This window comes from Rhodococcus chondri, from assembly GCF_036327435.1.
In the GTDB taxonomy this organism is placed as follows: domain Bacteria; phylum Actinomycetota; class Actinomycetes; order Mycobacteriales; family Mycobacteriaceae; genus Rhodococcus; species Rhodococcus chondri.
The window spans coordinates 1-12,521 of the sequence record NZ_JAUZMZ010000002.1 but is presented as its reverse complement, the minus strand read 5'-3'; the positions used below and the strand labels follow the sequence as shown (position 1 = coordinate 12,521).

At 66.5% G+C, this 12,521-nt stretch carries 12 protein-coding genes; 10 read left to right on the top strand and 2 right to left on the bottom strand.

What is annotated here, in order from left to right:
* Positions 1-30: 30 nt before the first annotated feature.
* On the top strand, positions 31-447 hold the full coding sequence (gene paaI / locus Q8814_RS00690; RefSeq protein ID WP_330150069.1) for a hydroxyphenylacetyl-CoA thioesterase PaaI: 417 nt from the start codon (positions 31-33) through the stop codon (positions 445-447).
* 204 nt (positions 448-651) lie between these two features.
* Positions 652-1,965, top strand: coding sequence for an MFS transporter (locus tag Q8814_RS00685; protein ID WP_330150068.1), 1,314 nt, complete (start codon positions 652-654; stop codon positions 1,963-1,965).
* 54 nt (positions 1,966-2,019) lie between these two features.
* Here Q8814_RS00685 and Q8814_RS00680 read toward each other — a convergent pair whose 3' ends face one another.
* Entirely contained in the window at positions 2,020-2,946 is a 927-nt protein-coding gene (locus tag Q8814_RS00680; protein ID WP_330150067.1) for a PaaI family thioesterase, read from the bottom strand.
* A 151-nt stretch (positions 2,947-3,097) separates the two neighbouring features.
* Between Q8814_RS00680 and Q8814_RS00675 the strand changes: the two genes are divergently transcribed.
* A complete protein-coding gene (locus Q8814_RS00675) occupies positions 3,098-3,559 on the top strand; it encodes a VOC family protein (RefSeq protein WP_330150066.1) in 462 nt (153 codons plus the stop codon).
* 36 nt (positions 3,560-3,595) lie between these two features.
* Here Q8814_RS00675 and Q8814_RS00670 read toward each other — a convergent pair whose 3' ends face one another.
* Positions 3,596-4,642 (bottom strand): sigma-70 family RNA polymerase sigma factor, encoded by a 1,047-nt coding sequence (locus tag Q8814_RS00670; protein WP_330150065.1) that lies wholly within the window; start codon positions 4,640-4,642, stop codon positions 3,596-3,598.
* A gap of 241 nt (positions 4,643-4,883) precedes the next feature.
* On the opposite strand from Q8814_RS00670, the gene Q8814_RS00665 reads away from it, so the two are divergent.
* From Q8814_RS00665 to Q8814_RS00635, 7 genes are all read left to right on the top strand, one after another.
* Positions 4,884-6,320: an ABC1 kinase family protein gene (locus Q8814_RS00665; protein WP_408015792.1), complete on the top strand. Its 1,437-nt coding sequence runs from the start codon at positions 4,884-4,886 to the stop codon at positions 6,318-6,320.
* Between the two features lie 106 nt (positions 6,321-6,426).
* Complete coding sequence (locus Q8814_RS00660) at positions 6,427-7,236, top strand: crotonase/enoyl-CoA hydratase family protein (RefSeq protein ID WP_330150064.1); 810 nt, start codon at positions 6,427-6,429, stop codon at positions 7,234-7,236.
* Between the two features lie 53 nt (positions 7,237-7,289).
* Positions 7,290-8,447 carry an acyl-CoA dehydrogenase family protein gene (locus Q8814_RS00655; protein ID WP_330150063.1) on the top strand — a complete coding sequence of 386 codons (1,158 nt, stop codon included), beginning with the start codon at positions 7,290-7,292 and terminating at the stop codon, positions 8,445-8,447.
* 2 nt (positions 8,448-8,449) lie between these two features.
* Positions 8,450-10,018, top strand: coding sequence for an acyl-CoA synthetase (locus Q8814_RS00650; RefSeq protein WP_330150062.1), 1,569 nt, complete (start codon positions 8,450-8,452; stop codon positions 10,016-10,018).
* Positions 10,015-10,635: a TetR/AcrR family transcriptional regulator gene (locus Q8814_RS00645; protein WP_330150061.1), complete on the top strand. Its 621-nt coding sequence runs from the start codon at positions 10,015-10,017 to the stop codon at positions 10,633-10,635. The genes Q8814_RS00650 and Q8814_RS00645 overlap by 4 nt, the downstream gene beginning before the upstream one ends.
* Entirely contained in the window at positions 10,632-11,744 is a 1,113-nt protein-coding gene (locus Q8814_RS00640; RefSeq protein ID WP_330150060.1) for an acyl-CoA dehydrogenase family protein, read from the top strand. Before Q8814_RS00645 ends, Q8814_RS00640 begins: the two co-directional genes overlap by 4 nt.
* Positions 11,741-12,521 (top strand): acyl-CoA dehydrogenase family protein (locus Q8814_RS00635; protein ID WP_330150059.1); only part of this gene is annotated, 781 nt, incomplete at its 3' end. The genes Q8814_RS00640 and Q8814_RS00635, both read left to right, overlap by 4 nt.

Genomic DNA, 12,521 nt, shown 5'->3' with positions numbered 1-12,521 from the left:
GGTCGCCGTACTCGATCCCAGGAGCGTGCCATGACCACCGTCGACCATGACCCGTGCCGCGTCGCTCGGGAGATGTTCGCCGCCGATACCGCTTCCCGGGCGTTGGGCATCGAGGTGCTCGAACTCGAACAGGGCCGTGCCACCGCATCGCTGGCCGTGACCGAGACCATGGTCAACGGTCATGGAATTACTCACGGCGGATATGTTTTCCTGCTGGCAGACACCGCGTTCGCCCTGGCGTGCAACAGCTACGACCTGCCTGCCGTCGGCGCCCGCGCCGACATCCGCTACCTGCGCCCGACCCGACTCGGTGACACCCTCACTGCCGTCGCGGTCGAACGTTCCCGATCCGGGCGCAACGGCATCTACGATGTGACGGTCACCGACTCCGCCGGCGCCGTCATTGCCGAATTCCGCGGTGACAGTCGCGTCATCACCCCGCGTTGATCCCCCGCCCACTTCGGGCCGGTTCCTGTGTCCGCATCGCGTCGAGTGAAATTCCGAATCGATTGGGTTGCAAGATATTCGGCATTTCTGCAATCGCGTGGTGACGGTCCGGGCCTTCTTCCGCCGCCGGATACTCGGTCGGTGATTCATTTCGGGTCGTTACAGCTGTGGCGACCCCACCCTTCGGTTGGAGACGACACACCGATGCACACCCATACCCTTGCCCCTTCCACCTCGGCGGTGACGGTGCGCCGCGACTACAAGCGGGCAGCGTTCGCCAGCACGGTCGGCACCACCGTCGAGTGGTACGACTTCTTCATCTATGCCCAAGCGGCCGCGCTCATCTTCGCGGACCTCTTCTTCGCCCCGATGGGCGGCGCCGGCCAGCTCGTCGCCTACGTCACCGTGGGCATCAGCTTCGTCTTCCGTCCCCTCGGCGCCGTCCTGGCCGGCTACTTCGGCGATCTGATCGGCCGTAAGGCGGTACTCGTGGCCACTCTGGCGATGATGGGAATCGCCACCGTCGGCATCGGTCTGCTGCCCACATACGCCAGCATCGGCGTCTGGGCACCGATCGCGCTGATCGTCCTGCGTATCGTGCAGGGCTTTTCCACCGGCGGCGAATGGGGTGGTGCGGCACTGATGTCGGTCGAACACGCTCCGCCCACTCGGCGCGGCATCTTCGGTGCCTCGACCCAGATGGGTGTTCCGCTCGGCATGCTCTTGGCCACCGCCACGCTGACCTTGTGCACGGTGACGACCACCGACGAGCAATTTCGCGAGTGGGGTTGGCGCTTACCGTTTCTCGTCAGCATCCTGCTCATCGTGATCGGCTTCTACATCCGCCGGCGCGTGGAAGAGAGCCCCGTGTTCGTCGAACTGTCCGAACGTAAGCAGCGCAGCCATGCCCCTGTTCGTGCACTGCTGCGTCGTCACCCCAGACAGGTGATACTTGCGGCGCTGTCCTTCATCGGCACCAACGGCAACGGTTACATGGTCATCGGCGGGTTCCTCGTGGCGTACGCGTCGAAGACCTTCGGCCTGGGCCGCACCGAACTGCTGATCGCCACGCTGGCCAGCGCTGTGGTGTGGGGCGCGTTCACCCTGATCGGAGCGGCATGGTCCGATACCGCCGGCCGTACGCGGGTGATGAATGTCGGCAATGCTCTGCTGGCGCTGTTCGCAGTCCCGTTCTTCTTCATGGTCGACACCGGAAGCCTCGCATGGATCTATGTCGCCCTGATCGTCTTCGCCGTGGGACTGGGTCTGTCGTACGGACCCCAGCCGGCCTTGTTCGCCGAGATGTTCCCGGCTGCAGTGCGATACAGCGGTGCCTCGATCGCGTACGCGATCGGAGCGATCCTCGGTGGAGCCTTCGTGCCGACCGTGTCGCAGTGGCTGCTCACCTGGACCGGAACGACCACTGCGATCGGGATATACCTCGGGGTTCTGGCAGTGATCTCCTTCGCTGCGACCCGGGCGATCAAGGACCGTTCCGGAGTCGATCTGTCGCTGTAGACACCCGTCCGCGATCACCTCGTCCGGGTAGAACGGAATCGAGTCGTCTGCGGGCTACCCGGCGGGGAGGAGTTGCGCGTTGGCGTGCGCTCGGACGTACACGGTGCCGTCGGGGCCGGTGAGCACGGTTTCGAGCGAGGCGAGTCGTCGGCCCGCGCGCACCACGTCGGACTGCACATGGACCACCGGCCCCGGAACGGCGGGGGAGCGCAGGTAGTCGACGGAGAGTTGCAGGACCCGGTACTGCTGACCGATGTCGGTGAGGGTTTGTACGGCCAGTCCGGTCACGGCATCGGCGATGGAGACGAGCACGCCGCCCTGTACCGAGCCGAGTGGATTGGCCATCCACCCACTCGGCGTGAGATCGGCGCGAACGGTGCCTCGTTCCACACTGCGCACCTCCAGGCCGAGCATCCCGGCCAGCGGGCCACGCGGGACGGAGCCCGCAGCGATGCCGGCGACAACGTCGAGTCCGGACAGCTCGGCAAGAACGCCCGGTTCCGCGGACGGCTCCGGCGCAACTTCCGCGGCACTGCCCGGGTGGGTGTCGTCGGAGACGAGTTCCACCGCGCCGCGGCCCACGGCTATCGTGCGGCCGATCAGATGGACGACGAGGTTTCCTTCGTCGTCGTGGATCTCGGCACTCGCGAGACCGGCGGTTTCGTCGAAGTGGAGGCCCCGCCCGACACCGGCGACAACGCCCGTGGTGGGAAGGTGGTGCGCGGTGGACGCAGTGAGCTGCGCAATCACGGCCTGCTGCCGTACACCGGTCCGGTTGAACCGGGCGAGCCCGACGGGGGTGCCCACAGCGAGGTCGGTCAGTACACCGATCGAACCGATCGTGGTGTGACCGCGATGATCGTGGAAGCGCGGCCCGACGGCCTGTCTCAGCGACAACGACTCGGGGCCGGAGACCGAAACTTCGATGCCGGTGAACCGGGTGGGTCGGTCGAGCGGGAAGGACAACGCTTCGGTGGTCATGCCTACTTCTCTATCAGCCCGCTCGGCTCGGGTTGCCGGGGGCCTTCGAATCCGGGCCGCGATGAGTTTTGCCCCGGCGCGGTGTCTGTCTTCTGCGAACGCTTTCGACCGGATCGGTACACGGCCCGATCGGTAACCAGAAGGAGAAAATATGTCCCGCATGTTGTTCGCCAACCTGCCCGTCGAGGACATCACCGCCACCCGGGTGTTCTTCGACCGACTCGGATTCACCTTCAACGAGATGTTCTGCGACGAGAACACCGCGTGCCTCGAAATCAACGAGCAGACCTTCGTGATGCTGCTCGAAAAGCCGCGTTTCCAAGACTTCATCAACGACGAGATCTGCGACACGAGCTCCGCGCGCGAGGTGTTGCTGTGTGTCTCGGCGGACAGTCGTGATGCCGTCGACCGGCTGGTCGACGACGCGATCACCGCCGGCGGCACCGAATGGGTGACCGCCGGCTCGAAGAAGGCGCAAGAGGAGATGGGCGAGTTCTCGCACACCCGCGCGTTCCGGGATCTCGACAATCACGTGTGGGAAGTGATGTGGATGGATGTCGCGGCCGCCGCGAAGCAGTGGGCACCCGAGAGCGAGGCCGCTACGCAGGCCTGAATCCCACGCCGACCGAAAGGTCGGGGTCTTTCCCGCTCAGCTTCGGGTTGCCGGATCTTCCGGTAGCCCGAAGCGCGCGAACAGCGCGGGAAGGTCGTCGTCGAAAAACGCGGTCACGTGCACGACCCGACCCTCGACGATGTCGAGGACCTGGAGCTGAAACGGGTGATGCTGCCCGTCGTCGCCCCTCATGTAGAGACCGAGTGCGGGCTGTCCGTTCGCGACGGTCGGTAACAGAATCTGGTCGCCCGGCCCCTTCGCCGGGCAATTGACCTTGATCAGTGTCACGATCGTGCCGGCACCCTGATACCAGCCGTCGAAAGGCGGCATCTCCCAGATCGCGTCCTCGGTGAGCATCTCGACGAGTGAGTCGATGTCGTACTTCTCGAACCCCTCCACCCACCGCTGGACGAGGGCCCGTGTTTCCGAACTGTCGGGTTCGGCGAGATCGTCGCTCGTGACCCGAGCATCGCGTAGTTGCGCCCGGGCGCGTTGCAGCAAACTGTTGACCGCAGCAGTCGATGTATTGAGGGCCTTCGCCACCTCCGTTGCGCGCCATTGCAATACGTCGCGCAACAGTAGTACGGCGCGTTGGCGCGCGGACAGGTGCTGTAGTGCGGCGATGAACGCCAGCCGAATCGCGTCGCGGGACACGACAATTGCGGCCGGGTCCGTCGGGTCGTCGGTGTGCCCGTCGTCGGTGAACGCGCCGGGGATGGGTTCGAGCCAGGGGACCTCGCGCCGTACGACGAGGTCGTCGGTCGGATCCGAACTCGGTGCTCCCAGCCCCGTGGGCAGCGGTCTGCGGTTGCGCCCTTCGAGCGCGGTCAGGCACACGTTGGTTGCGATGCGGTGCAGCCACGTCCGAAGCGACGACCTGCCCCCGAAATTCTCGTATCCCCGCCACGCGCGCAGGTAGGTTTCCTGCACGAGGTCTTCGGCGTCGTGGATCGAGCCGCTCATGCGATAGCAGTGTGCGAGCAGTTCGCGCCGGAACGGTTCGGCCAGGCCCATGAACTCGGCCTGCTCACCCCCGATACCTGCACTGCCCGGAAGTTGATTGTCCAGAAGCTGTTCGGTCATGGTTCCACCCCGTATTCGGTAACCCGCCCGTACGAACTACCTGTCAGAGCGTAGTCGGGGGGTCCGACAGTGAACAGTCCCCGGAAGTTGCACAGTGGGTTGCGCCGGGGGGTCGGTGGGCCCGAGTGATGTGTCGGGTGGGGCCCGTGCGACGGGGGCTCGATCGGGCACGCCACGGCGGGTACCGTGCACGAAGCTGCGCCGTGGTGGGCGCGTCGTGAACGGATTCGGGGGCCTTGCCTTGCACGAGGACACGCTGCGCGAGGACACGTCGGGAGACTCGGAGGACACCGGTCCGGTGGGGCCGTTCTCGTACGGCCCGCCACCGGCGGCGCTGGCGGTCGGGACGCCCCGACTGGATCGCTTCGGTGTCGCCGAGCTCGGACGCGCCGTCGTCGTCGCCGTCGTCCTCGTGGCTTTCGTGACGTGGGGGGTGGTGCGGTGGATCTTCCGGCCGCAGCAGCGCCGTCTGGTCGACGCGGCCGCTCATGGCACCGTCGACGCCTTCGAGCACCTCGGTCCGACGTTCGTGAAGCTCGGTCAGCTCATCGCGTCGTCGTCCGGGCTGTTTCCGGCTCCACTCGCCGAGGCGTGCCTGCGCATGCTCGACGACGTCCCGACGTTTCCGGCGGAACAGGCGCGCGCGGTGATCGAGGCCGACCTCGGCCATCCGATCGGCGAGATGTTCCGTTCCTTCGACGACGTTCCGCTCGCAGCGGCGTCGGTTGCCCAGGTGCACGGGTGCGTCCTCCGCGACGGGCGCCATGCGGTCGTCAAGGTGCAGAGACCGGGAATCGCTCGTCGGATGCTCGTCGACCTCCGGGCGGCGTACATGGGGGCGAAGTTGCTGCAGGTGTTCGAGTTCTTCCGGATCGCGAACACCCCGGCCATCATCCGCGATCTCTACAACGCGACGATGACCGAGCTCAACGCCGCCGTCGAAGCCGACCGGCAGGACAGGTTCCGCCGCAACATCGGCGCGTTCGGGGACAACCGGTTCGTCGCCGTTCCCGAAGTGTTCTGGAACTGGTGTGGTCCCCGAGTGATCTGCATGGAGCGGCTGTACGGCAAGCCGATCGACCGGGTGACCCCCGGACACGACGGCCTCGACACCACGCTTCTGGTGCGCCGAGGGGTGAAGGTGTGGATCGAGGCGGTGCTCGTTCACGGCCCGTTCCACGGCGACGTTCACGCGGGCAACCTGTGGTTGCTCGACGACGGCCGCGTGGCCATGCTGGACTTCGGGATCGTCGGTGAACTTCCGGAGAGGTGGCGGTCGCTGCTGCGCGGTTTGTTCCGGGCCGCGCTGCTCGACGGTGATTTCGCCTCTGTTGCGGGCGTCGTCCGGGAGCTGGGGGTGGCCGCGAATCTCGACCTCGACGATGCCGAGGTCGGCCGTCAGATCGCCGCGACGTTCGCCCCGCTGCTCGGCAGTGACGTGGGGGAGTTGCGGCTCAGCGAGCTGATCTACGCGCTCGTGTCGCTGGGACGGAAGTGGAACGCGACGAGCCCTGAAGAACTGGTGCTGTTCGGCAAGCAACTCGGCTATTTCGAGCGTTACGCGACCGCGCTCGCACCCGGATGGGTGCTGGGACGGGACCCGTTCGTCTTCCGCAACGTGTTCCCCGACGAGGTAGCCATAAGAATTGCCGAATCGGGCGTGAGCCTGCCCGACTGAGCGGGATCCCGCGAATGTCTTTACAGTTCCGTGCGCACCCCGTAGTTTAACGATCGTTCGACCAAACTATGGTGCGAACCACACGCTACGGAAGGACCGCGACCTCATGGGAGCAGCGCAGGACGTCGTACTCAGCGAACGCGACGGAAACATCGTGACGTGGACGGTCAATCTCCCGGAGGCACGCAACCCGATCTCCGGTGACGAGGTCGTCGACCGGCTGGTCGAGCTCGTGGACGAGGCGAACAACGATCCGGAGACGCGCGTCGTCATCCTCACCGGTGCCGGCACTGCGTTCTCCGCCGGCGGCAACGTCAAGGACATGGCCGACCGCAAGGGCATGTTCGGTGGTGCGCCGTACGCGCTTCGCGACGGCTACCGGCGCGGCATCCAGCGGCTGCCCAAGGCGATCTACCACTGCGAGGTGCCGATCATCGCCGCAGTCAACGGTCCCGCCGTCGGTGCGGGCTGCGACCTCGCGATGATGTGTGACATGCGGGTCGCGTCGACCACCGCCTTCTTCGCCGAGAGCTTCGTCAAGCTCGGCATCATTCCCGGTGACGGTGGGGCCTGGCTGCTGCCCCGCGCGATCGGTGCCGCCCGCGCCGCCGAGATGGCCTTCACCGGCGACCGCGTCGACGCCGCGACCGCACTCGACTGGGGGATGGTGTCGCAGGTCGTCGAACCGGAGAACCTGCTCGACACGGCCCGCGCGCTCGCCGACCGCGTCGCGGTCAATCCTCCGCACGCGCTGCGCATGACGAAGAAGCTGCTCCGCGAAGGCCAGCGCGTGGACCTCGACACCATCCTCGAGCTCTCCGCATCCTTCCAGGCGCTGTCGCACCACACCGAGGACCACAGCGAGGCGCTGACCGCATTTCTCGAGCGCCGCACCGGAAACTTCTCCGGCAACTGACACACCGCACTGCGGGCACCGCCCCACCGAACATTCGAAGGAAGACGACCGCCATGAAGCGCACGATACTCACCGAAGACCACGACCAGTTCCGTAAGATGTTGCGCGACTTCATCGAACGCGAGGTCGTTCCCCATCGCGAAGAATGGGACGAGGCCGGCCGGCCCCCGCGGGAATTCTTCGAGCGCCTCGGTGAACTGGGCATCCTCGGCATCCAGGTACCCGAGGAGTTCGGCGGCGGCGGCGAATCGAGTTTCGTCTACAACGCGATCGTCTTCGAAGAAGTGGCCCGCGCCGGGGTCTCGTTCGGCTCGTACACGGTTCACACGTGCCTGATCCTGCCCTACCTGCTCGAATACGGCACCGAGGAGCAGAAGAAGCGCTGGCTGCCGGGCTTCGCCGACGGCTCGATCATGACCGCCATCGCCATGACCGAGCCGGGCACCGGTTCGGACCTCGCGAACATCGCCACCACCGCCAAACTGTCGGCCGACGGCTCGCACTACCTCGTCAACGGTGCCAAGACCTTCATCACCGGTGGCGTGACCGCCGACCTGATCCTGACCGTCTGCCGCACCGCGCCGTTCGATCCCGAGAACCGTCGCGGGGGCCTGTCGATCATCGCGGTACCCACCGACACCGAGGGATTCTCCGTCGGCCGCAAGCTCGACAAGATCGGCCTGCACCAGCAGGACACCGCGGAGCTGTCCTACGACGACGTCAAGGTCCCGGTCGAGAACCTGCTCGGTGAGGAGGGCGCGGGCTTCGGTTACCTGACCCACAACCTTCCGCAGGAGCGCCTGAGCATCGCGCTCAACCAGGTCGGTTTCGCCGAGGCGGCGATCGCGCACGCGATCGCATACACCAAGGACCGCAAGGTGTTCGGCAAGCCGGTCGCGGCCTTCCAGAACACCAAGTTCGTCCTTGCCGAATGCTCCGCCGAAACCCAGGCCGCACGCGTCTACGCCGACCACTGCCTCGAACTGCTCGACCGCAAGGAACTGACGGTCGCCGATGCCGCACGCGCCAAGCTGTTCTGCACCGAGATGGCCGCCCGCGTCATCGACAAGTGCCTGCAGCTGCACGGCGGATACGGGTACATCACCGAATACCCCATCGCCCGGCTCTACGCCGACTCCCGCGTGTCGCGCATCTACGGCGGCACCAGCGAGGTCATGAAGACGATCATCTCCAAGGATCTGGGGCTGTAACGATGTATCCCGGCCGCTACGCCGCCACGGACCCCGACCGGCCCGCCGTGTACGAGGCCACGAGCGGACGGACCCTGACCTATCGGCAGCTCGAGGACGCGTCGGTCCGGTTAGCGCACTGGCTGCGTGCCCACGGCGTCGGCGTCGGCGACCACATCGCGGTCATCACCGTCAACGACGCCACGGTATTCGAACTCTACTGGGGGGCAATGCGGTCGGGCGTGTACATCACGCTCGTCAACACGCACCTCGCGCCTGCCGAAGCGGCATACATCGTCGACGACTGCGACGCGAAGGTCCTCGTGGTGGCGGCGCAGCTCGCCGAGCTCGCCGAGGAGATCGTGCCCCTCACCCCGAACGTGATCCACCGCCTCGCGTTCGGAGGCCCGGTTCCGGGCCACCTGCACTACGAGGACGAGGTAGCGGATCTGCCCGTCACACCTCCGGCCGATCAGCCTCGCGGCAGCGACATGCTGTACTCGTCCGGCACCACCGGCCGGCCCAAGGGCATCAAGCCCGCTCTCACCGGGGCGCAGGTCGGTGACGAGCCGGGATCGCCGCTGCTGAAGCAGGTGCGGCAGTTCGGGTTCGACGAGACGTCGGTGTATCTTTCGCCCGCACCGATCTATCATGCGGCGCCGCTGCGCTACTCGGCCTCGACGCAGGCCCTCGGCGGCACCGTCGTGCTCATGGACCGGTTCGATCCCGAGCGCAGCCTCGAATACATCGAGCGGTACCGGGTCACCCATACCCAGTGGGTTCCCACGCATTTCGTGCGGCTGCTGAAGCTGCCCCGCGAGGTGCGTGAGCGGTACGACCTGTCGTCGATGAAGTGCGCCGTGCACTCGGCGGCGCCCTGTCCGGTCGAGGTCAAACAGGAACTGATGCGCTGGTGGGGCGAAATCGTGTACGAGTACTACTCGGCGACCGAGGCGATCGGCAACACCCACGTCACCCCGCAGGAATGGCTCGGCAAACCGGGCACCGTCGGGAAGACGGGCGGGCCGGGCACCCTCGGGCTGGCACGCATCTGCGACAGCAGCGGACGGCGTCTCCCGGCCGGCGAAATCGGCACCGTGTATTTCGAACGCCCGGACTTCTCGTTCGAGTACCACAAGGACCCCGACAAGACGGCGTCCACCCGGCATCCGTTCGAGGAGAACTGGTTCACCACCGGCGATCTCGGCTATCTCGACGACGAGGGCTACCTGTTCCTCACCGGCAGGGACAAATTCACGATCATCTCGGGTGGAGTCAACATCTATCCGCAGGAGATCGAGAACGTCCTCACGCTGCACCCACTCGTCGCCGATGTCGCCGTGGTCGGTGTCCCCGACGACGATCGTGGCGAACGGGTCGAGGCGTTCGTGCAGCTTGCCGCCGGTGAAACCGGCAGCGAGGAGACCGAACGCGACATCATCGCGTTCTGCCAGGAACGGTTGTCGCGCTTCAAATGCCCACGGTACGTCCGGTTCGTCGACGCACTGCCGCGCACGCCCACGGGCAAGATGGTCAAGGGGCAGCTGCGCGAGCTGATCGCCGGATACGCCGACGCGGGAGCGACACGATGAGAGTTCCTTCCCCGAAGCAACGCGTATTCATCGAGACCGGCCGCAAGGAGTTCGTGCGCAACGGATACGGATCCTCATCGATCCGCACCATCGCGCAGGAGGCCGGCGTGAGCCTGTCCGCGCTCTACTACCACTACAAGAACAAGCAGGATCTGTTGCTGGCGATCCTCATGGACGGCGTCGACACCTACGACGCGGTGTGCGATGCCGAACTGGCCCGGGCAGGCGACGACCCGGTCGAACAGCTCTGCGCGTTCGTTCGGGGAAACGTCAAGTTCCGCACCCAGTTCCCGGACCAGGGCCGCCTGATCGCGACGGAAGTGCGCAACCTCGAACCCGAGGGAGCGCGCTTGTACGAAGAACGGCGACGCGTGGGCCGCAGCCGGATGCGCGACATCGTCGAGGCGGGTGTCGCGGCGGGATTGTTCACCACCAAATATCCCGACGACTGCCGCCGCTCGATTCTCGCGATGGTGTCCGCCATCGCGAACTGGTACGACCCTGCCGGACCCGACACTCCGGACATGATCGCCGATCGATACGCCGAACTGGCGCTGAACCTGCTGTGCCCGAACGGGTTACCGCGTACCCCGAACGACGGGAGAGAACAAGAATGAGTAGACGACTGGTGCCGCCTGCCGGTGCGCCCGACCCTGCGCTCGCGCAGTTGCGGGCCGAGGTGCGGGCATTTCTGAAGGAACAGATCGAGGCCGGAGTCTTCACCCCCGGCATCGATACGTGGCTGACGCAGTGGAACGGCGATTTCACCCGCTCGCTCGCCGCCAAGGGCTGGCTGGGCATGACCATTCCCACCGAGTACGGCGGTCACGGTCGCACCTTCATGGAGCGGTTCGTCGTCACCGAAGAACTCCTCGCCGTCGGAGCCCCGGTCGCGGCGCAGTGGGTGGCCGACAGGCAGGCCGCGCCGTCACTGCTCAAGTACGGCACCGAAGAGCAGAAGAAGCGGTTCCTCCCGGGTATCGCCGCAGGTGAAATCTGCTGGGCCATCGGCATGTCCGAGCCCGAGTCCGGTTCGGACCTGGCAAGCGTGAAGACGCGGGCAGTGCAGGTCGACGGCGGCTGGAATATCACCGGCACCAAACTGTGGACCTCGGGAGCCCACCACGCCGACGCGTTCTTCGGGCTGGCGCGCTCCGCGCCCCTCGATCCGGCACATCGCCACGACGGGCTCAGCCAGTTCATCGTGCTGCTCGACTCGCCCGGCGTCCACCACTTCAACGAGGTCATCCTCGACGACGTGTTCGTCCCCGACGAGCTGGTTCTCGGCAGCATCGGTTCCGGCTGGGAGCAGGTGACGAGCGAACTCGGGTTCGAGCGCAGTGGCCCGGAGCGCTTCCTGTCGACCTTCGGTGTCCTCGAAGGCATGGTTCGCGGGGTTGCGGCCGGGACCGCCGAACCGGACACCCGTATCGGCGCGACGATCGGCCGCGTGGTCGGGTTGCACCGCATGTCGTCTGCCGTATCCGAGTCCCTCGGCCGCGGCGAGAACGCCGAACTCGCGGCGTCCGTGGTGAAGGTGCTCGGCACTCAGCTCGAAGGCGACCTCGCCGACCTGGCGGACGAGACGGCCGGCTACGTCTCCTCCGACGATCATCTCGCGCAACTGATCCGGGCGGGCGTCATGCAACGTCCCGGCTTCACGCTGCGCGGCGGAACCAGCGAGATCCTGCGTGGGGTCATCGCACGAGGATTGGGACTTCGATGACACAGTCACCCGAATTGCGCGACTTCGCGCAGATGCTTTCCGACGTATTCACCATCGGCGACGATCACCGCATCGGTGCGGTCATCGAGCTCGACCGCCCGCTGTGGTCGACCCTGAAGGAACTCGGTCTCGATCGGCTCACCGGCGACGAGGCCGCCGGCGGCAGCGGCGCGGGCTGGACCGAAGCCGCGCTGCTCCTCACCGCGACGGGCGCCTCCGCAGCTGCGGTGCCGGTGGCCGAGAACGACCTCCTCGCCGGGTGGCTGCTCGAACAGGCCGGCCTCGACGCCGGCGACGGTGTGCGCACCGCGGCCCGTCTCGACGCAGACGGCAGCGCACGGCACGTTCCGTGGGCCCGCGACGCCGATTCGATCGTCCTGCTGTGGAACGCCGCCGACGGCACGTGGCGGGTCGCCGACGTGCCCCGCACGGACGTGGAACTCACCGAGGCAGTCAACCTGGCGTCGGAACCACGCGACCACATCCGGGTGGACACGTCTGCATTCGACGGCAGCGAGGTGCCCGCGTCGGTCGTGGAGCAGTTCCGTTACCGCGGCGCCCTGGCGCGAGCGCTGGCGTCGGCCGGTGCGATGGATCGGATCCTCGAACTCGTCGTCGAACACACCACGGCGCGGGTGCAGTTCGGTCGTCCGCTCGGGAAGTTCCAGGCCGTGCAGGCCCTCGTGTCGGATCTCGCCTGCGAGTCGGCGCTCGCGCATGCCGCCGCCGACGCCGCGGTCGATATCGTCGTCGAGCACGGTTTCGACAGTGCCAAGA

Coding starts and splice junctions, on each gene's coding strand:
- Q8814_RS00670 (WP_330150065.1), bottom strand. CDS start 4,642: ATGACCGAACAGCTTCTGGACAATCAACTTCCGGGCAGTGCAGGTATC.
- Q8814_RS00675 (WP_330150066.1), top strand. CDS start 3,098: ATGTCCCGCATGTTGTTCGCCAACCTGCCCGTCGAGGACATCACCGCC.
- paaI (WP_330150069.1), top strand. CDS start 31: ATGACCACCGTCGACCATGACCCGTGCCGCGTCGCTCGGGAGATGTTC.
- Q8814_RS00640 (WP_330150060.1), top strand. CDS start 10,632: ATGAGTAGACGACTGGTGCCGCCTGCCGGTGCGCCCGACCCTGCGCTC.
- Q8814_RS00655 (WP_330150063.1), top strand. CDS start 7,290: ATGAAGCGCACGATACTCACCGAAGACCACGACCAGTTCCGTAAGATG.
- Q8814_RS00680 (WP_330150067.1), bottom strand. CDS start 2,946: ATGACCACCGAAGCGTTGTCCTTCCCGCTCGACCGACCCACCCGGTTC.
- Q8814_RS00685 (WP_330150068.1), top strand. CDS start 652: ATGCACACCCATACCCTTGCCCCTTCCACCTCGGCGGTGACGGTGCGC.
- Q8814_RS00650 (WP_330150062.1), top strand. CDS start 8,450: ATGTATCCCGGCCGCTACGCCGCCACGGACCCCGACCGGCCCGCCGTG.
- Q8814_RS00660 (WP_330150064.1), top strand. CDS start 6,427: ATGGGAGCAGCGCAGGACGTCGTACTCAGCGAACGCGACGGAAACATC.
- Q8814_RS00645 (WP_330150061.1), top strand. CDS start 10,015: ATGAGAGTTCCTTCCCCGAAGCAACGCGTATTCATCGAGACCGGCCGC.